Raw genomic sequence first — 18,093 nt, forward strand, 5'->3', positions numbered from 1 at the left:
GGCGGTGCGATCTAGCGTCTGGCGGCGGCGCGATGTCAGACGTGATGTCAACAGCACTGCACCAGAAGGAGGACGACCGGATGTTCCGAAGATCACTGAACTGCGCCGCGGTACCCGCCCTCGCCGCCCTGACGATCCTGGCGGGCACCAGCTCCCCGGCCCAGGCCGAGGAGATCCCCCAGGCCCCCGGCCACCGCCTGGTCGCCCACTACGACGGCGCCCCCGCGACCGCCGCACCGCTGCCGGGCGGGCCCCCGCCGCAGCACCCCTTCCTCGCGCCCAACGGCCGCAGCGGCATGCACTCCGACGCCGGCGGCAGCGCCACCTCCCCGTGGTCCGGGCCGCTCGGCAGGAACCCGCGGGTCACCAGCGAGAAGATCGCCGCGCTCGGCGGGGAATGCGCCACCGCCACCTTCGACGCGGGCGGCCGCATCGTCACCGTCTGCGGCACCTTCTCCGGTTTCAAGGTCAAGCTCCTGGAGCCCCGTACGCTCGCCACGCTCGCGGAGTACCAGCTCCCGCAGCGCTCCTCGACGGTCGAGGCGATCACCTCGCTCGACTTCTCGAAGATCTTCAAGGACACCTCGGGCGGCGCCTACTTCTACCTCGACAACGAGGACCGCGCGGTGCTGGCCGACTCCCGCCAGCACGTCCTGCGCCTGGCCCACTCCCAGAACCCCGACGGGAGCTGGAAGTTCACCGCCGAGAACGACTGGGACCTCACCGGACAGGTCCCGCACGACTGCGTCGGCTGGACCAACCTGTGGCCCAGCGGCACCTGCGACCCCGTCACCTCGGTCATGCCCGACTGGAACGGCCTGATCTGGTGGGTCACCCGCCAGGGGCGCGTCGGTACCGTGGACCCGCGGACCTCGCGGATCCGCTCGGTCCGGCTGGAGGGCGAGGAGATCCAGAACTCCTTCTCGGTCGCCGAGGACGGCGTCTCCATCGTCAGCGACCACGCCCTCTACAGCTTCCGCGCCACCGCCGACGGCACCCCCGAGGCCCAGTGGCGCCAGACCTACGACCGCGGGACCGGAACCAAGCCCGGCTCCGTGAACCAGGGTTCGGGCACCACCCCGGACCTGTTCGGCGACGGCTACGTCGCCATCACCGACAACGCCGACGACCGGATGAACGTCCTGGTCTACCGGCGCGGCACCGACGTCCCCGCCGACCGGCGGCTGGTCTGCAAGGTGCCCGTCTTCGGCTCCGGCGCCTCCACCACCGACAACTCCCTCATCACCTGGGGCAACAGCCTCGTCGTCGAGAACAACTACGGCTACGAGAACGTGACCTCGCTGCTGCTGGGCAAGTCCGTCGTCGGCGGCGTCAGCCGCATCGACGTCCGCCCCGACGGCAGCGGCTGCGACACGGTCTGGGAGAGCGCGATCCGCTCCCCGTCCGTGGTCCCCAAGCTCTCCACCGGCAACGGGCTGCTCTACTTCTACGAGAAGGAGCCCAACGCCTGGGGCATCGACGCCTGGTACCTCACGGCGGTCGACTTCCGCACCGGTGAGCGCCGCTGGCGGCAGCTGACGGGCACCGGCCCGCTGTACGACAACAACTGGGCGCCGATCACCCTCGGCCCCGACGGCACAGCCTACGTCGGCGTGTTCAACGGCATCGTCGCCGTACGCGACGGCGGCTGACCCGGCCGATGGCCGGTCCCCCGCCCGCGGGACGGGCGGGGGGCACGGCCGGGGGACTACACGGCGGTCTCCAGCCGCCGCTCCGGCTCGCGCTCCTCCGGGCCCCGGGGGCCGGGGGCGGCCGGGGGCGCGGACCTCGCGAGGTCGAGGCTCGCCTCCAGGTCGTCCAGGGCGACGCGGGCCGCGGCGATCCGCTCCCGGACCTCGTCGGCCGCGTCCGCGTCCCGGCCCGCCCGCTCCCGGGCCCGGGCATCGGCCTCCTCCATCTCCCGGGCCTCGTCCAGGGAGTTGAGGACCACCCCGATCAGGACGTTGACCAGCACGAACGAGGCGAGGAGCGCATACGAGGCGTAGTACAGGATGCTGAACCGGGAGATCTCCAGCCCCGCCCGGACGGCGTCGGTCAGCCCGTCGAGGGTGGTCAGCAGGAACAGGGTCAGCGCGGCCCGGCCGATCGAGCCGTAGTGCTGCGGGTCGGAGTGCGCGAAGCAGACCCAGCCGACCATCGCGTACACGTACACCACCAGCGCCCCGACGAACAGGAAGCTCGCCGTGCCCGGCAGGCTGCGCCCGACCGCGAGCAGCAGGATGCGCAGGTGGGGCAGGAAGCGGGCGGTGCGCAGCACACGGGCCAGGCGAAGCAGCCGCAGCACGGTGGTGTTCGACCGCAGGAACGGCAGGAAGGCCGAGGCCACGATCAGCAGGTCGAAGATGTTCCAGGGGTCCCGGAAGAATGCTTTCGGCCGGTCCGCGTAGGAGCCGATGCGCAGCACCATCTCCAGGGTGAACAGGACCAGGCAGGCGTCCTCCGCCAGTTGCAGGGCCCGGCCCTGGGACGCGGCCAGGCCGCTGTACGTCTCCGCCCCCATCAGGCCCGCGTTGATCAGGATCACGATGAAGACGCCCATGCCGAACGAGGGGTCCTCGGTGATCCGCCGGCAGTGGGCCGCAAGTCTCCCGCGGCCGGATCCGGCCCGCACGGTGTCCGTCATCTGTCTCCTCGTACTCGTACGGCTGGTCGTGAGCGCGGGCGCACGCGCCGGCCCGTCCTTCTAACGCCCCACCGCCGAACGGGTTTCAGCGGGGCCGCCTGCCGCTGGACCCCGCCCGGGGGCGTAAGCCCGCGGGCCGATGTCCGTGCCCGGTGCGGTGATTACTGTCGCGGCATGGACACAACAGCGGCGCCACGGGCGCCCTTCGCGACGGACACCGGAACGGGGGTGCGGCCGGCCCTCCTTGACGGGGGCGCGGGCCTCCTCCACCTCCTCACCGCCGGCCTGCTCCTCGGCTCCGGCCCGCAGGGCTCCGGACCGCTGGTGGCGGCGGCCGTGCTGCTGCTGGCGCTGAGCCTGCTCGCCGGGATGCTCCGGCGCCGGCCGCTGGCGGCCCTGGCCCTGACCCTGATCGCCGCCACGCTGGTCGCCTTCGGGACGATGGGTCCGCACGGCCCGGAGCGGCTGCTCGGCTACCTCCCGGCGGACCTGGTCCTCGGTCTGGTCGTGGCCGTGCGCCCCCGCCGGCAGGCGATCGCCGCCGGGGTCGCCGTCGCGGGGGTGGAACTGCTCGCCGTCGGCCTGCTCGCACCCGGTGCCGTCCTCATCCCGGCGCTGCTGATCTCGGTCCTCGCCCTGGGCACCTGCTGCATGGCCGGTCTGCTGGTGCGCCAGCGGCGCGTCCACGCCGGGGAACTGCGCGCCCGGGCCGTCTCCGAGGCGGTGACCGCGGAACGGCTGCGCATCGCGCGGGAGCTGCACGACATGGTGGCCCACAGCATCGGGGTCGTCGCCATCCAGGCGGGGGTCGGCAGGCGGGTCATCGCCACCCGGCCCGAGGAGGCGCGCAACGCGCTCGAAGCCATCGAGAGCACCAGCCGGGAGACCCTCGCGGGCCTGCGCCGGACCCTGGTCGCCCTGCGCCGGGCCCAACCGGACGGGGACGCCGGACCCGCCCCGACGGGGCCCGCACCGGGACTCGCCGACCTCGACGCGCTGGCCGCCTCGTTCACGGGTTCGGGCGTCGCGGTGGACGTCCGGACGACCGGCGAGCCGCGTCCGCTGCCCCCGGAGATCGACCTGTCCGTCTACCGGATCGTGCAGGAGGCCCTCACCAACGTCGTGCGGCACGCGGGGAGCTCCGCCCGGGCCCGGGTGACCGTGGACTTCCGCGAGGAGGAGCTGCGGGTGGAGGTGGCCGACGACGGCAGGGGCGCGGCGGTGCGCCGGGGGCGGACCGGCTTCGGCATCACCGGCATGTACGAGCGGGTCGGCCTGCTCGGGGGCCGCTTCAGCGCCGGACCGCGCCCCGAGGGCGGGTTCCTGGTGGCGGCGGAGATCCCGCTGCCCGCCGGGGTGACGGGGGAGGGGTGGTGACCGGGGGCCGCGTCCGGGTGATGCTCGTCGACGACCAGCCGCTGATCCGCTCCGGGCTGCGGGTGCTCATCGGGGAGACGGCCGACCTGGAGGTGGTGGCCGAGGCGGGCACGGGTGCCGAAGCCGTCGAGCTGGCCGCCGCGCACGGGCCCGACGTGGTGGTGATGGACATCCGCATGCCGGGGATGGACGGCATCGAGGCCACCCGCCGGATCACCGGCGGCCCGGGCGCGCCCCGGGTGCTGGTCCTGACCACCTTCGACGAGGACGAGCACGTCTACGGGGCGCTGCGCGCGGGCGCGAGCGGGTTCGCGGTCAAGGACATGGCCCTGGAGGACATCCTCGCGGCCGTCCGCGTGGTCGCCGCCGGGGACGGCCTGATCGCCCCGGGCGTCACCCGCCGCCTGATCGCGGAGTTCGCCCGGGGCCCGCGCCCGGAGCCCGCCCGGGCCGCGCGGCCGGTGGAGGGGATCACCGACCGGGAGCGCGAGGTCCTGACCCTGGTCGGGCGGGGCCGCTCGAACGGGGAGATAGCCGAGGAGCTGTTCATCTCCGTCGCCACGGCCAAGGCCCACGTGGCACGTCTGTTCACCAAGCTGGGCGCCCGCGACCGGGTCCAGCTGGTGATCACGGCGTACGAGTGGGGCCTGGTCTCCCCGGGCTAGGCGGGGGAGACATCGGCGCGGGCGGCCTCGCGGGCCGCCCGCTCCACCCGGTCGTGGTGCTCCCGCCACCACCCCGGGTCGCCGTCGGGTACGCACTCGCCGTCGGCCCGCAGGCCGGTGGTGGCGTCGACGAGTTCGCGGACGATGTCGGCGTGCCCGGCGTGCCGGTCGGTCTCGGCGATCATGTGCACCAGGCTCCGGTGCAGGGTGGTCTCGTTCCGGGCGCCCCAGGCCACCCGGCCGACGGCGTCGAGGTCGAGCGAGGCGATCGTCTCGTCCGAGTGGGCCCACACGGCCCGGTACAGGCCCGTGATCCGCTCGCGGGACTCGTCCGGGGTGGCCCACAGGTCGGCGTTGGGCTCGGCGTCGCCCGTGATCCACAGGCCCGGCGCCTCGAAGGGGCGGCCGAAGGTGGCGCCGAAGTACAGGGCCTCGGCGCCGGTCAGGTGCTTGACCAGGCCCAGCAGGTTGGTGCCGGAGGGGGTCAGGGGGCGGCGCACGTCGTACTCGCCGAGCCCCTCCAGCTTCCAGAGGAGGGCGTCGCGGGCGTCCTGCAGGTAGACGCGCAGGTCTTCTTTGGGATCGGGTCGGGTCATACGGTGAGTCTGTCGGCCGGAAGATCGTTGTCCATCGGATTTCCGGATCATCGGCCGGACGTGCGTTAAGGAAGTGTCAGGATCGGTCGCCTGACGTGCAAAAACGGTCTCGCTGCGTACGCTGGCTCAGCCATCGGTCTCCGGTGGCCGATTCTTGCCCCACGACAGGAGCCCCCCACGATGGCCACCCCGGCCCGCACCTCACGCCTGCGCGCGTGGATGCTGGAAGGCTTGACCGACCGGTCCAGACAGCAGGCGCACGCCGACACCGCGCACGAAGGACGCCCCTGGTGGCGCGTCATGTGCCTGACCGGTCTCGACTACTTCTCCACCCTCGGCTACCAGCCCGGCATCGCCGCACTGGCCGCCGGACTGCTGTCGCCGGTCGCCACGATCGTGCTGGTGCTCCTCACCCTCTTCGGCGCCCTGCCCGTCTACCGGCGCGTGGCCGAGGAGAGCCCGCACGGCGAGGGCTCGATCGCCATGCTGGAGCGGCTGCTGTCCTTCTGGAAGGGCAAGCTGTTCGTCCTCACCCTGCTCGGGTTCGCGGCCACCGACTTCCTGATCACCATCACCCTGTCGGCCGCCGACGCCACGGCCCACATGGTGGAGAACCCGCACCTGACGGGCACCCTGCACGGGCACGAGGTGCTGATCACCCTGATCCTGATCGCCCTGCTCGGGGCGGTCTTCCTCAAGGGCTTCAGCGAGGCCATCGGCGTCGCCGTGGTCCTCGTGGCCACCTATCTCGCGCTCAACGCGGTCGTGGTCGCCGTCGGCCTCTGGCAGGTGATCACCCGGCCGCACGTCGTCGCCGACTGGTCCGACGCCCTGACCACCCAGCACGGCAACCCCTTCATGATGATCGCCATCGCGCTCGTCGTCTTCCCCAAGCTGGCCCTCGGCCTCTCCGGCTTCGAGACCGGCGTCGCCGTCATGCCGCACGTCCAGGGCGCCCCCGACGACACCCCCGAGAACCCGGCCGGCCGGATCAAGGGCACCAAGAAGCTGCTGACCACGGCCGCCGTGATCATGAGCGTCTTCCTGATCTGCTCCAGCTTCGTCACCACGCTGCTGATCCCCGCCGACCAGTTCAAGTCCGGCGGCGAGGCCAACGGCCGCGCCCTCGCCTACCTGGCCCACCAGCACCTCGGCTCCGCCTTCGGCACCGTCTACGACGTCTCGACCATCTGCATCCTGTGGTTCGCGGGCTCCTCCGCCATGGCGGGCCTGCTCAACCTGATGCCGCGCTACCTGCCCCGCTACGGCATGGCCCCGCACTGGGCGCGCGCCCTGCGCCCGATGGTGATCGTCTTCACGCTGATCGCCTTCCTGGTGACCTGGCTGTTCAACGCGGACGTCGACGCCCAGGGCGGCGCCTACGCCACCGGCGTCCTCGTCCTGATCACCTCGGCGGCCGTCGCCGTGACCATCGCCGCCCGCAAGGCCGGCGAACGCGGCTGGACCATCGGCTTCGGGATCATCTCCGCCGTCTTCATCTACACCACCGCCGTGAACGTGGTCGAGCGGCCCGACGGCGTGAAGATCGGTGCCTGCTTCATCGGCGGGATCATGGCCCTCTCCCTGCTCTCCCGGCTCGCCCGCGTCTTCGAGCTGCGCGTGACGCACGTGGAGCTCGACGACATGGCCGAGCGGTTCGTCCGTGACACCGCGAACCGGACGATACGTTTCATCGCCAACGAGCCCGACCACCGGGACAAGGCCGAGTACCGCGACAAGGTCGCGCAGATCCGCGCCGACAACGACATCCCGGACGCCGACGACGTCATGTTCGTCGAGGTCACCGTCCTCGACCCGTCCGAGTTCGAATCCGGCCTCAAGGTCCGGGGCGAGGTGCTCCACGGCCGCTACCGGGTCCTGACCCTGGAGAGTTCCACCATCCCCAACGCCCTCGCCGCGCTGCTCCTGCACGTCCGCGACCAGACGGGGCAGCGCCCGCACATCTACTTCGAGTGGACCGAGGGCAACCCCATGACCAACTTCCTGAGGTTCTTCCTCTTCGGCCAGGGAGAGGTCGCCCCGGTCACCCGCGAGGTCATCCGCGAGGCCGAACCCGACCGCTCCCGCCGCCCGCACGTACACGCCGGCTGACGCCCCCCTACGAGAACGGCCGGGCCGGGCCCCCTGGGGGGACCCGGCCCGGCCGTCGTGCGTGCGGGGGAGGAAGGGGAGGCTCAGGAACGCTTCTCCGCGGCCTTCTGCGCCTTCTCCGCCTGCTTCTCCTTGATGCGGACGGCCTCCTTGCGGACCTCCGCCTGGGTGGCGCGCTCCTTCTGCAGCCACTCCGGGTTGTCCTGCTTGAGGGCCTCGATCTGCTCCGTGGTGAGGGCCTCGGTGACCCCGCCGCGCGCGAGACCGGCGATGGACACGCCCAGCTTCGAGGCGACCACCGGGCGCGGGTGCGGGCCGTTGCGCCGCAGCTCCACCAGCCAGGCGGGCGGCTCGGCCTGGAGTGCGTTCAGCTCGGTGCGCGAGACCACGCCCTCCTGGAACTCTGCGGGGGTGGCCTCGAGGTACACACCCAGCTTCTTCGCCGCGGTCGCGGGCTTCATCGTCTGGGTGCTCTGGTGCGACGTCATGCCCCAAGGGTATCGAGCATGTGCACGGGCTCCGACCACGACCGGTAGCCTTGCGGGGTGACAGGCTCGGATGCAACCCCTTCGTTCCGGCTCGCCTATGTCCCGGGAGTGACGCCCACCAAGTGGGTGCGGATCTGGAACGAGCGGCTGCCCGACATCCCGCTGACGCTGGTCGGCGTGACCGCCGGCGAGGCGTTCGCCGCCCTGCGCGCCGGCGAGGCCGACGCCGGGTTCGTCCGGCTGCCGGTGGACGGCGCGGACCTCAGCGCGATCCCGCTCTACACCGAGACCACCGTGGTCGTGGTCCCCAAGGACCACGTCGTGGCCGCGGTGGAGGAGGTCACGGCCGAGGACCTGGCCGACGAGATCGTGCTGCACCCCCTGGACGACGTGCTGGGCTGGGAGACCCCGCCCGGGAAGCCCGCGTTCGAACGGCCCGCCACCACGGCGGACGCCGTCGAGCTGGTCGCGGCCGGCATCGGCGTGCTCGTGGTCCCGCAGTCCCTCGCCCGGCTGCACCACCGTAAGGACCTCACCTACCGGACGGTGACGGACGCCCCCGCCTCGCGGGTCGCGCTGTCCTGGCCGGAGGAGAAGACCACCGACATGGTCGAGGACTTCATCGGGATCGTCCGCGGCCGCACGGTCAACAGCTCGCGCGGCCGCCAGGGCGCACAGCCGCAGCCCAAGCAGGACCGCAAGGCCGCGCCGGCGAAGAAGACCGCAGGCAAGCCGCGCACGCCCGGCAAGCCGGCGGCGAAGTCCGGGGGCAAGCCGAACGCCCGCGGCGGCGCCCCCACCCCCAAGCGCGGCAAGCCCCGCCGCGGCCGCTAGGCCGGGCAGGCCGGGCCGGTCAGGGCCGGTCAGGGCCGGTCGGGTTCGTCCTGGTGCGGCGGGGTCCGGTCGCGGAGGGTGACCAGGCGGTAGGCGGGGGTCCGCTTCGGCCGGCGTTCGCCGGCGCGCAGCCCCCGGGCCTGCTGGACGGCCGCGTCCACCAGCGCGGCCACCAGGGGGTTCGCCCGGCGCAACCGCAGCAGCTGGTCGGAGCGCAGGCCGACGATCGCCGCGGCCGTGCCCGCGTGCGCACCCCGGGCCACCGACTGCAGGAACAGCCGCAGGCTCAGCCCGCTGGTCCGCCCCCGGCCCGGAACCCGGTGCGCCGCCGCCAGGGCGGTCGCCGCGGCCAGCGCGGCCTCGAAGGCGGGGTCCTGGGCCCGCCACCCGGCGAGCAGGGCCTCCGGGATCCCGGCCGCGGCCGCGCAGCCCGCCGGGCCCAGGCCCATGGCGGCCGCGTGGACGGCGCGGGCGCGCCGGACGCCGTTCTCCGCCTGCAGATCGGGGTCCGGGTCGAGTACGGCGGCCAGGGCCCGGTCGAGGTCCTCGGCGGCGGCCAGGCCGGCCACCAGCTCCCGGGCCCACGCCCGGCGGCGCTCCGGTTCGTCCTGTGCCCGCTCGTCCACGGTCCGTGTGCCTCCCGCCCGCATCCTCCGGGTCCTCCGGGGTCTTCCGATCCCATTGTGCGACCGCCGCGGACCCCCCGCGGAAACGTCTCAGCAGGTGGCCGCGCCACCGCCCGCGGCCCGCGGCTCCCGCGGCCGCCGGCGCGGGGCGCTGACGGCCGGTCCTCGCGTTGCGCCCGCGGGAGCGGACGGGCAGGGTCGGTGGGGCGGCTCCCTCCCAGGAAGGTCGGACCATGCCCATCGCCACCGTCAACCCCACGACAGGCCGGACCCTGCGCACCTTCGACGCGCTCGACGCCGACGGCATCGAGCGCTGCCTGGACGAGGCGGCGCGCACGGCCGCCGACTACCGGCGCACCACCTTCGCCGAGCGCTCCGCGCTGCTGAACCGCGCGGCCGACCTCCTCGAAGCCGAGGGCGAGGACATCGCCCGCACCATGACCATCGAGATGGGCAAGCCGCTGGCCGCCGCCCGCGCGGAGGCGGCCAAGTGCGTCAAGGCCATGCGCTGGTACGCCGCCCACGCCGAAGGCCTCCTCGCCGACGAGTACCCGGCCGACTCCGACGTCCGCGACGCGGGCGCCTCGGCCGTGCGGGTGCGCTACCGGCCCCTCGGGGTGGTCCTCGCCGTCATGCCGTGGAACTTCCCGCTCTGGCAGGTCGTGCGGTTCGCGGCGCCCGCGCTCATGGCCGGGAACGTGGGCCTGCTGAAGCACTCGTCCAACGTCCCCCAGACGGCCCTCTACCTGGGCGACCTCTTCGCGCGGGCCGGCTTCCCGCAGGGCTGCTTCCAGACCCTGCTGATCGGCTCGGGCCCCGTCGAGGGCATCTTGCGCGACCCCAGGGTGGCCGCCGCCACCCTGACCGGGAGCGAGCCGGCCGGGCGGGCGGTGGCCTCGGTCGCCGGGGACGAGGTCAAGAAGACCGTCCTGGAGCTCGGCGGCAGCGACCCGTTCATCGTGATGCCCTCCGCCGACGTCGCCCGCGCCGCCAGGACCGCCGTGACCGCGCGCGTGCAGAACAACGGCCAGTCCTGCATCGCCGCCAAGCGGTTCATCGTCCACACCGACGTCTACGAGGAGTTCGCCCGCCTCTTCACGGAGGGCATGGCGGCCCTGACCGTCGGCGACCCGATGCGGGAGTCCACCGACGTCGGCCCGCTGGCCACCGAGAGCGGCCGGGCCGACGTGGAGGAACTGGTCGACGACGCCGTCCGGCACGGGGCCACGGTCCTGTGCGGCGGCCGGCGCCCGCCGGAGCACCCGGACGGCTGGTTCTACGAGCCCACCGTGCTGGCCGACGTCACCCCGGCGATGCGGATCGACCTGGAGGAGACCTTCGGGCCGGTCGCCACCCTGTACCGGGTGGGCAGCCTCGACGAGGCCGTGGAGCGGGCCAACCACACGCCGTTCGGACTGAGTTCGAACGTCTGGACCCGGGACGACGCCGACCTGGACCGGTTCGTCCGCGAGCTGGAGGCGGGCGGGATCTTCGTGAACGGCATGACCGCCTCCCACCCCGCCCTGCCCTTCGGCGGCGTCAAGCGCTCGGGCTACGGGCGGGAGCTGTCCGGGCACGGCATCCGGGAGTTCTGCAACATCACCACCGTCTGGCAGGCGGCGGACCCGGCCTGAGGGCTATCGCTTCACGCCGTCACGGCGTCACGGCCCCATCATGCCCTCGACCTGGGCGGTGACCAGGTCCAGCAGCTCCGCGGCCGCCCCCTCGTCGCCGAGCGCCAGCAGGCCGAGGGTCAGCCCGTCCGTCATGGCGGCCAGGTAGCCGGCCAGGACGGCCACGGGCACCCGGGGCCGCAGGCCGGTGTCCCGCACCAGCTCGCGGACGAGCTCCTCGTAGGTGTCGCGGTATATCGCGTACTGGCGGCGCGCCAGGTGCTCGAACCCCGGCCGGCGCAGGGCGTACTGGGTGAGCTCGTACGTCAGCATGTGCTCGCCGGGCTGGGCGCACACGTGGTCCCAGTACGCCTGGAAGCCCGCCCGGACCGTCTCGCGCAGGGTGGCCTTCGGGCGGATCGCCTCCCGGACCACCGTGACGTAGTGGGCGGTGATCGCCTCGATGACCGCTTCGAGCAGGGCCTGTTTGGAGTCGAAGCAGTAGTGGACGACGCTGAGCGAGACCCCGGCCTCGGCGGCGATCGACCGGGTGGTGGTGCGGGCGACGCCGTCGCGGGTCATCGCGCGGATCGCCGCCTCGGTCAGCTGCGTCCGGCGCTCCGCCGACGGCATCCGGGCCATGGGACCCCTCTCGTCCGGGTGGGGCGGGAGCGGGGGCCGGCCGGTCCGGCCGGCCCCCGCCGCCCCGGCTGCCTCAGCTGCTGAAGACGCCGACCTCGTGCAGGGAGTAGCCCCACTGGGTGGCGCGCTGGACCCCCTGGATCCTGAGGTAGCGGGCCGTCACCCCGTCGAACCGGGCGGTGTCCAGGCCGCCGTCGCCGTCGGTCGTCGACCAGACCGTCTGCCAGTTCGAGCCGTCCGTGGACGTCTCGATCCGGTACGCCTTCCCGTACGCCCGCTCCCAGTCGAGGGTGACCCGGCCGACGCGGTGCGCGGAGCCGAGGTCGACGCGCAGCCACTGGTCGTCGTTCCACTCGCTGGCCCAGCGGGTGCCGGAGTCGCCGTCCACGGCCCGGGCGGGGGAGTAGTCCACGAAGGGGTTCCACCACTCCGAGGTGGACGCCGAGGCGGACGCCCCGGTGGCGAGGTTGACGCTGCCCTGGTGCTTCTCGGAGGCGCCCCAGGTGGTGAGGTAGGACTCGGCGCCCTTGAACAGGTCGTCCACCACGTCCTGGCCGCCGACCAGCCGGATGTCCTCGATCCAGTCGGGGACCAGCCCGTAGTGGGCGGCGCCGTCGGTGTTGAGGTCCCAGGTGCGCTGCCCGGCGGTCTGCCGGTCGATGACCGAGCCGCCGTCGGTGCTGCGGAAGGGGTACTTCACCGGGTTCGGGGTGTTCGCCCCGCGCGGGCCGGGCCAGCCGCCGACGCCGTTCATGTCGGTGCCGTAGCCGTAGCCGACGTGGTACTTCTCGCGGAGCGCGTCCGTGCGCTTGGCCTCCGCGCTGAAGGCCTCCGAGCCGCTCATGTACTGGGCGGCGAAACCGCCGAGCTTGTAGAGGCGTTCGGTCCAGCCGAGGTCCATCCAGCTGTGCGAGGAGATCACGCCGGGGTAGGACTCGGACTCCAGGATGTCGAAGGCCCGGCCCGCGGCCTTGACGCTCATGTGGTCGACCTCCAGCATCATCTTCCGCTTCATCATGCCGCGTACGGCGTACTCGCCGAGCGCGGTGAGCCCGCGGGTGTTGCACTGGGCGCCGGCGGCGTACGAGGGCACCGCCACGCCCGCCGGGAGCTCCTTCTGCGCGGCGGGAGCGGGTGCGAGACCGATCGGGTTGTCCTTCTGCGGGCCCGTGCACTGCTCGGTCTGCCAGAAGGTTCCGGTCGAGAGGAACTGGCCGACGTTGATCGCCGTGCCGAGGGCGCCCTCGTCGAAGCGCACCCCGCACAGGGCGTTGTCGAACTTGTGGCACAGGAACATGCTGCGCACGCCCAGCTTGTACAGCTCGTCGAGGCCGCGGTCGATGTCCTCCTTGGAGCACTGCGCGACGTCGAGGATCTGCTTGCAGCCGAAGGGCTCGGAGGTCTCCACGCCCATCACGACGGCCAGCTTGCCCTGCTTGATCACCTCGCGCGCCTGGTCGGAGCTGGTGACGATCCGGAACCAGCCCTTTCCGGGGCCGCCGTACATCTTGTCGACGAACGCCTGCATGTCGTACGTCTTCTGGGCCTCGAGGCGGATGGCGGTCATCTCGTCGCAGCCGCGGTCCTTGAAGAAGTAGACCGAGCAGATCACCCCGTTGGTGACGAGGTCGTTGACGAGGACCCGCTGGCCGCCGCGCCAGGCCCGCTCGACCCAGGCGTAGTAGTTCTGCTGGTGGGTCAGCGAGTCGTGGGCGGGCCAGTCCTTGAAGGTGGGCCAGCCGACCGGGTCGTGTTTGCCGTCGCCGCCCTTGGTGATGAAGTCGAAGACGGCGAGGGTGCCGTCGGGGTAGTGCTCGGGGCAGTCCTTGAGGGCGTCGGCGACGCCCAGTTCGGAGAACGGCTTGCCGCAGATGAGGCGGCCGCCGAAGCCCTCGTTGGACATCAGGTGGTCGTGGGCGTCGACGAAGCCGCGGACCTTGCCCTGGGCGTCGGTGCCCTTGAAGGGTTCACCGGTCACGTCGATGCCGGAGTCCGGCTGCGGCCGGGCGGTGGGGTTCCACCAGCCCGGGTCGGCCGGGGAGTCGGCGAGGGACGCGGGCGCGGGCCCGAGCACCATGGCGCACGCGGCGAGCAGGAGCGAGAGCAGGGCGAAGGGACGCCCGCGGCGGCGGCGCGGGCGCGGTGGAGGGTGAGGGGTCACGGTGATCACTCATGCCTTCGGTCGGCGGAGAGCGCGGTCGGACCGAGGCATGAGTTGTCATGCCCGGCACAATGGTGGGCATGAGAATCGCTACTGGCGCGTAAGGAGTCAAGACTCCGGGACGCTTGACCTGATGGGTCGTCGGGTGCGTCAGTTGATGGGTTCGTCGGCGTACGTGCCGCCGACGCAGGTCCATTGGCCGGCCACCGAGTCGTACTCCACCGTGCCTTTGCCGGCCGTGCACTGGTCCCCGCTGATGCGGGGGACGGGGGCCGCCTGCGCGACCGGGCCCATGACGCCGAGCACGGCCACCAGTGCGGCGGTGGCGAGACCGAAGAGACGTGTACGCATGGGAAGCTCCTCCTGGGACGAGCTGGGGGTCACGACCAGCATCCCGCGTCCACCCCCGGGCCGCATGCCCTGCCGCCGTTTCGTGGCGCGCGCTCCGAAACGGCGGCAGACTGGTGTTATGACGAACGCACCTGCGGTCGTCGTGGGGCGACCGGAAGCTTTTGGCCTGCGGAAAGTAACGGTTGACGGTAAAACCATCGGCAAGGCGTGCTCCGTGGGGGACTTGCAGAGGATTTTGCGTCATGCCGGGCTGGCCTTCGAGAGTGACATCCAGTGGATGGGCGGGGACTCCACCGTCTGGCCGGGGGGTGCGTGGAAACGGAGGGCCACGGCCCTGTTGATGGCGGCCGGTCTCCTCGCCACCGTCTTCCAGCTCGTCCGGGTCGGCAGCGTGGACACCTTCGACGCCCTGGACTACCTCGGACGGATCACCGGTTTCGTCTTCCTCGCGGCGGCCGTCGTGGTGGCGGCCGCCGTGCTGGCCACGTTCGACTACTGGCGTAAACGGACGAGAAGTTACTCCGGAGTGGTCGTCTTCATCGGGGTCCTGTTCTCCTTCGCCGTCAATGCGTTGCTGCTCTGCATGCACGTCGACGCCTGGGTGTTCACCCCGTACCTGCCGTTTCGTGTGGTGGTGTTCGTCTGGGCCGTGTGGGCCTTGTGGGTTCTCTTCCGGGAGCGGGCATGGAGGGGGATCCGCAACCCCAAACGGGTCGTCCTCGGCGCCGTCGTCCCCGTGTTCCTGGCCGCCGCCAATATGGCGTACACGCAGGTGTACCTTCCCTCGGTCACCTACCCGCTGGTGTACACGTCGGCCGATCTCGGGGATGCGACCTGGGACAAAGGCCGGAAGGTCATGGCCCTGACGGTGCACCTCAGGGTGAAGAACGAGGGGCAGGTGCCCGTCTACATTCTCGGCAGCATCTACTGGATCAACGGCCAGGCCCTGCCCAACACGCCACCCCGGCAGGATCACGGAAAATACAAGCTGATCGACAACGGCGAGTTCATCAAGCCGCCGGGAATGTCCCTGAATCCGGGTGAGGAGCATTCGGAGGACGAATACGTCGAGATCCCGATGCCGGAGCGGTTCAAGTCGGTGATGGCCTCGACCGAGCTGTACATGGTCCGCAAGGACAGGGCGATCATCAGCCCGACGTACGAGAACTCGGGATTGGGGCGCTGGAACCTCACGAAGCAGGGGAAGGCCCAGGATCCTCCGGGCCCTGCGGTGGACTACACCCGTTATCAGGCCGACCTCGCGAACGGCAACGAACTCCTCGACGAAGTCCGCGGCCGGCCCCGGGTGACCCTGTGGTGGGTGCGCCAGAACAAATTCCCGTACATGGCGGTGTCCATGGTGGATCACGGAGAGAAGAAGCCCTTCACCGTCAATTTCCTCTTCGCGAACGACAAGGTAATCGAGCGCTATGGACTTCAGAGAGTGCGTGGATCGATGACGCAGAAGCCCTATGCGGAGCTCGTGGAGGAAGCGACGGGGAAACATCCTTCGGCCAAAGACGTGCCGGCCGCCGAATGATTCGGGCCGTTCCGGCTGGCGCCGCGCGGCCGTGGTGTGGCCGAAATGCGGTCGGGATTCTCGGAGGCGCTCCTAGAGTCGCCGCATGAGCGAATCGAATGACAGCAGGGAATCCGCAGCGCGTTCCCGGCGCGGGGTGTTGCGGGCGGCCGCCGTGGTGGGGGCCGGGGTGGCTGTTGCCGGGGGTGGGGGTGTGGGGGGTGCCCGGGCGGAGGGGCGGCGGTGTGTGGCGCCCGTGTTCGTGCTCGTGCACGGGGCCGGGGGCAATTCCTACGGGTGGGCGCCGGTGCTGGCCGAGCTCGCGCTGCGCGGGCACAAGGCCGTCGCCGTGGACCTCCCCGGGCACGGGCCCGGCGCCCACTACCCGCTCGCCTACCAGGCCCCCCAGGACCCGGCGGCCCTGCGCACCGAGCCCTCACCCCTGGGGAAGGTGACGCTGGACGACTTCGCCGGGCACGTCGTGGGCGTCGTCCGGCGCGCGGCCCGGCTCGGCGCCGTGGTGCTGGTCGGCCGGAGCATGGGCGGGGTGACCCTGAACGCGGTCGCCAACCGGGTCCCCGAGCTGCTCTCCCACCTGGTGTACGCCTCCGCGTTCTGTCCCACCGGGCACGCCTCCGCCGCGCGGCTGATGGCCACCCCCGAGGCCTCCACCAGCGCCCTGGCACGGCTGGAGGAGGTCCGGACCCCGCCCGGACTCGGCGTCCACCGGTTCAACTGGCGCTCAGCCGACCCCGCCTTCTTCGCGGCGGCCAAGGAGGCGTTCGCCGCCGACCGGTCCGACGACGCCGTACGGGCGCTGCTCGCCACCCTGGAGCCCGACGAGTCGGCGGCCATCGCGACCGCCGACTCCCGGGGGCTCCCGGAGGCCTGGGGGAGGGTGCCGCGCACGTTCCTGCGGTTCACCGAGGACCGTGCGCTCCCGCTCCCGCTCCAGGACCTGATGATCCGCGAGGCGGACGCGGCGACCCCGGGCAACCGCTTCCGCGTCCGCTCCCTGGCCGCCCCGCACGCCGGCCCCCGCGAGGCGGCCGTGTGGGCGGACGAGCTGGAGCTGGTGGCCGGGGCCTGCCGCTGACCGGTCGGCGTCTCGCGATGCGAAACGATCTGTCTCGGATTGCGGTACGGATCTAGGGTGGCCGCATGAACGAGGAGCGAATACCGCGCAGTTGGCTGATGCTGGCCCTGGGTACCGGTGGTCAGACCGCGAGCACCACCGCGCTCTACGGGCTGCCGTACCTGATCCCGGCGCTCCGTGGCGAGCTCGGGCTGTCGCTGGCCTCCGCCGGGCTCCTCGTCTCCTGCCCCATCGCCGGGATCCTGCTCGGCCTGATCGGCTGGGGCGCGGTCGCCGACCGGTACGGGGAGCGGAAGGCCCTGGCCGCCGGACTGCCGGCCGCCGCCGCGGCGCTGGCCGGCGCGGCGGCCGTCCGCGGAGCGGTGGCGCTGGGCGTGCTGCTGGTCCTGGCCGGGGCGGCCGGCTCCTCCGTCAACTCGGCCTCGGGGAGGCTGGTCATCGGCTGGTTCCCGCCCGACCGGCGCGGGGTCGCCATGGGCGTGCGGCAGGCCTCGCAGCCGCTGGGTACCGGGTTGGCCGCCGCGGCCTTCCCGCCGCTCGCCCACCACGCCGGCGTGGCCGCGGCCTTCGGGTTCTGCGCCGTGCTGTGCGGGGTCTCCGGTGTGGCCATCGCCGTGTTCGCCGTGGACCCGCCCCGCCCCGCGCGGGCGGAGGGCGTCCGCACGCCGAACCCCTACCGGGGCGGCCACCTGTGGCGGCTGCACGCGGCCGCCGCCCTGCTGTGCGTACCGCAGTTCGTGGTGACCGGCTTCTCCCTGCTGTTCCTGACGGAGGCGCGCGGCTGGTCCGCCACCGCCGCCGGCACCGTGCTGGCCCTGGCCAACCTGGCCGGCGCCGGGGTGCGGCTGCTGGCCGGTTGGTGGTCGGACCGGGTGGGCAGCCGGATCGCCCCCATGCGCGTGCTGGCCGTGGCCACCGTGGCCGACCTGGTCCTGCTCACGGCCGGAGCCGCCTGGGACTCCCGGGCCGGTACGGCCGCGCTGCTGCTGGCCTCCGGTCTGACGGTCAGCACCAACGGGCTGCACAACACGGCGGTCGCCGAGTACGCCGGCCCCGGCTGGGCGGGGCGCGCCCTGGGAGTCCACGGGACGGGCCAGCACGCGGCGGTGGTCCTGGTCCCGCCGCTGGCCGGAGCACTGATCGCCGGGCAGGGCTACGCGTCGGCCTTCGCCGTGGCGGCGGCCTTCCCGGCCCTGGCGGCGGTACTGCTGCCGGCCGCCGACCGCGCGGGGTCGCACTGGTCCCCGCCCGAGGGGGCCGAGCTGCCGTCCGGGGCGGTGGCCCGGGCCGGCTGAGGGGCATGGGCTGACCCGGGCGGGCTGACGGGGACGGGCCGGCCGGGGCAGCCCGCGCCGGCTGGGGCAGCCCG

16 protein-coding genes are annotated in these 18,093 nt (G+C 72.7%); 9 read left to right on the plus strand and 7 right to left on the minus strand.

Annotated features, from left to right (window positions below):
* Positions 1–80 precede the first annotated feature (80 nt).
* Entirely contained in the window at positions 81–1,652 is a 1,572-nt protein-coding gene (locus ACFVXK_RS11880) for a hypothetical protein (RefSeq protein WP_389611383.1), read from the plus strand.
* Between the two features lie 56 nt (positions 1,653–1,708).
* On the opposite strand, the gene ACFVXK_RS11885 is transcribed toward ACFVXK_RS11880, so the two are convergent.
* Positions 1,709–2,644 carry an ion transporter gene (locus tag ACFVXK_RS11885; protein WP_389611368.1) on the minus strand — a complete coding sequence of 312 codons (936 nt, stop codon included), beginning with the start codon at positions 2,642–2,644 and terminating at the stop codon, positions 1,709–1,711.
* 174 nt (positions 2,645–2,818) lie between these two features.
* Between ACFVXK_RS11885 and ACFVXK_RS11890 the strand changes: the two genes are divergently transcribed.
* Positions 2,819–4,021 (plus strand): sensor histidine kinase, encoded by a 1,203-nt coding sequence (locus ACFVXK_RS11890; protein WP_389611369.1) that lies wholly within the window; start codon positions 2,819–2,821, stop codon positions 4,019–4,021.
* Between the two features lie 20 nt (positions 4,022–4,041).
* Positions 4,042–4,686, plus strand: coding sequence for a response regulator (locus ACFVXK_RS11895; RefSeq protein ID WP_389611384.1), 645 nt, complete (start codon positions 4,042–4,044; stop codon positions 4,684–4,686).
* On the opposite strand, the gene ACFVXK_RS11900 is transcribed toward ACFVXK_RS11895, so the two are convergent.
* On the minus strand, positions 4,683–5,282 hold the full coding sequence (locus ACFVXK_RS11900; protein ID WP_389611370.1) for a DinB family protein: 600 nt from the start codon (positions 5,280–5,282) through the stop codon (positions 4,683–4,685). The two genes, ACFVXK_RS11895 and ACFVXK_RS11900, sit on opposite strands and share 4 nt — an antisense overlap.
* Before the next feature lie 180 nt (positions 5,283–5,462).
* On the opposite strand from ACFVXK_RS11900, the gene ACFVXK_RS11905 reads away from it, so the two are divergent.
* Positions 5,463–7,394, plus strand: a complete 1,932-nt coding sequence (locus tag ACFVXK_RS11905) for an amino acid transporter (protein WP_389611371.1) — start codon at positions 5,463–5,465, stop codon at positions 7,392–7,394.
* A gap of 83 nt (positions 7,395–7,477) precedes the next feature.
* On the opposite strand, the gene ACFVXK_RS11910 is transcribed toward ACFVXK_RS11905, so the two are convergent.
* Positions 7,478–7,882: a DUF5997 family protein gene (locus ACFVXK_RS11910; protein ID WP_389611372.1), complete on the minus strand. Its 405-nt coding sequence runs from the start codon at positions 7,880–7,882 to the stop codon at positions 7,478–7,480.
* 57 nt (positions 7,883–7,939) lie between these two features.
* On the opposite strand from ACFVXK_RS11910, the gene ACFVXK_RS11915 reads away from it, so the two are divergent.
* A complete protein-coding gene (locus ACFVXK_RS11915; protein WP_389611373.1) occupies positions 7,940–8,716 on the plus strand; it encodes a LysR substrate-binding domain-containing protein in 777 nt (258 codons plus the stop codon).
* A 29-nt stretch (positions 8,717–8,745) separates the two neighbouring features.
* Here ACFVXK_RS11915 and ACFVXK_RS11920 read toward each other — a convergent pair whose 3' ends face one another.
* Entirely contained in the window at positions 8,746–9,342 is a 597-nt protein-coding gene (locus ACFVXK_RS11920; protein ID WP_389611374.1) for a hypothetical protein, read from the minus strand.
* 233 nt (positions 9,343–9,575) lie between these two features.
* Between ACFVXK_RS11920 and ACFVXK_RS11925 the strand changes: the two genes are divergently transcribed.
* Positions 9,576–10,976: an NADP-dependent succinic semialdehyde dehydrogenase gene (locus ACFVXK_RS11925; protein ID WP_389611375.1), complete on the plus strand. Its 1,401-nt coding sequence runs from the start codon at positions 9,576–9,578 to the stop codon at positions 10,974–10,976.
* Between the two features lie 27 nt (positions 10,977–11,003).
* Here the strand turns inward: ACFVXK_RS11925 and ACFVXK_RS11930 are convergent, their stop codons facing one another.
* The 3 genes from ACFVXK_RS11930 to ACFVXK_RS11940 form a co-directional block, all read right to left on the minus strand.
* Positions 11,004–11,597 (minus strand): TetR/AcrR family transcriptional regulator, encoded by a 594-nt coding sequence (locus tag ACFVXK_RS11930; RefSeq protein ID WP_389611376.1) that lies wholly within the window; start codon positions 11,595–11,597, stop codon positions 11,004–11,006.
* 73 nt (positions 11,598–11,670) lie between these two features.
* Positions 11,671–13,674 carry a discoidin domain-containing protein gene (locus ACFVXK_RS11935; protein ID WP_389611385.1) on the minus strand — a complete coding sequence of 668 codons (2,004 nt, stop codon included), beginning with the start codon at positions 13,672–13,674 and terminating at the stop codon, positions 11,671–11,673.
* Positions 13,675–13,908: 234 nt separating this feature from the next.
* A complete protein-coding gene (locus ACFVXK_RS11940) occupies positions 13,909–14,109 on the minus strand; it encodes a hypothetical protein (protein ID WP_389611377.1) in 201 nt (66 codons plus the stop codon).
* Positions 14,110–14,227: 118 nt separating this feature from the next.
* On the opposite strand from ACFVXK_RS11940, the gene ACFVXK_RS11945 reads away from it, so the two are divergent.
* The 3 genes from ACFVXK_RS11945 (at position 14,228) to ACFVXK_RS11955 (ending at position 18,019) form a co-directional block, all read left to right on the plus strand.
* Entirely contained in the window at positions 14,228–15,649 is a 1,422-nt protein-coding gene (locus ACFVXK_RS11945; RefSeq protein WP_389611378.1) for a hypothetical protein, read from the plus strand.
* Positions 15,650–15,875: 226 nt separating this feature from the next.
* Entirely contained in the window at positions 15,876–16,724 is an 849-nt protein-coding gene (locus tag ACFVXK_RS11950) for an alpha/beta fold hydrolase (protein WP_389611379.1), read from the plus strand.
* A gap of 65 nt (positions 16,725–16,789) precedes the next feature.
* Positions 16,790–18,019 carry an MFS transporter gene (locus ACFVXK_RS11955; RefSeq protein ID WP_389611380.1) on the plus strand — a complete coding sequence of 410 codons (1,230 nt, stop codon included), beginning with the start codon at positions 16,790–16,792 and terminating at the stop codon, positions 18,017–18,019.
* The last annotated feature ends 74 nt before the right edge of the window (positions 18,020–18,093 follow it).

Source organism: Streptomyces sp. NPDC058157 (assembly GCF_042884105.1).
Lineage (GTDB): Bacteria > Actinomycetota > Actinomycetes > Streptomycetales > Streptomycetaceae > Streptomyces.

Coding starts and splice junctions, on each gene's coding strand:
- ACFVXK_RS11885 (WP_389611368.1), bottom strand. CDS start 2,644: ATGACGGACACCGTGCGGGCCGGATCCGGCCGCGGGAGACTTGCGGCC.
- ACFVXK_RS11900 (WP_389611370.1), bottom strand. CDS start 5,282: ATGACCCGACCCGATCCCAAAGAAGACCTGCGCGTCTACCTGCAGGAC.
- ACFVXK_RS11880 (WP_389611383.1), top strand. CDS start 81: ATGTTCCGAAGATCACTGAACTGCGCCGCGGTACCCGCCCTCGCCGCC.
- ACFVXK_RS11890 (WP_389611369.1), top strand. CDS start 2,819: ATGGACACAACAGCGGCGCCACGGGCGCCCTTCGCGACGGACACCGGA.
- ACFVXK_RS11945 (WP_389611378.1), top strand. CDS start 14,228: ATGACGAACGCACCTGCGGTCGTCGTGGGGCGACCGGAAGCTTTTGGC.
- ACFVXK_RS11925 (WP_389611375.1), top strand. CDS start 9,576: ATGCCCATCGCCACCGTCAACCCCACGACAGGCCGGACCCTGCGCACC.
- ACFVXK_RS11935 (WP_389611385.1), bottom strand. CDS start 13,674: ATGGTGCTCGGGCCCGCGCCCGCGTCCCTCGCCGACTCCCCGGCCGAC.
- ACFVXK_RS11930 (WP_389611376.1), bottom strand. CDS start 11,597: ATGGCCCGGATGCCGTCGGCGGAGCGCCGGACGCAGCTGACCGAGGCG.
- ACFVXK_RS11940 (WP_389611377.1), bottom strand. CDS start 14,109: ATGCGTACACGTCTCTTCGGTCTCGCCACCGCCGCACTGGTGGCCGTG.
- ACFVXK_RS11910 (WP_389611372.1), bottom strand. CDS start 7,882: ATGACGTCGCACCAGAGCACCCAGACGATGAAGCCCGCGACCGCGGCG.
- ACFVXK_RS11905 (WP_389611371.1), top strand. CDS start 5,463: ATGGCCACCCCGGCCCGCACCTCACGCCTGCGCGCGTGGATGCTGGAA.
- ACFVXK_RS11895 (WP_389611384.1), top strand. CDS start 4,042: ATGCTCGTCGACGACCAGCCGCTGATCCGCTCCGGGCTGCGGGTGCTC.
- ACFVXK_RS11955 (WP_389611380.1), top strand. CDS start 16,790: ATGAACGAGGAGCGAATACCGCGCAGTTGGCTGATGCTGGCCCTGGGT.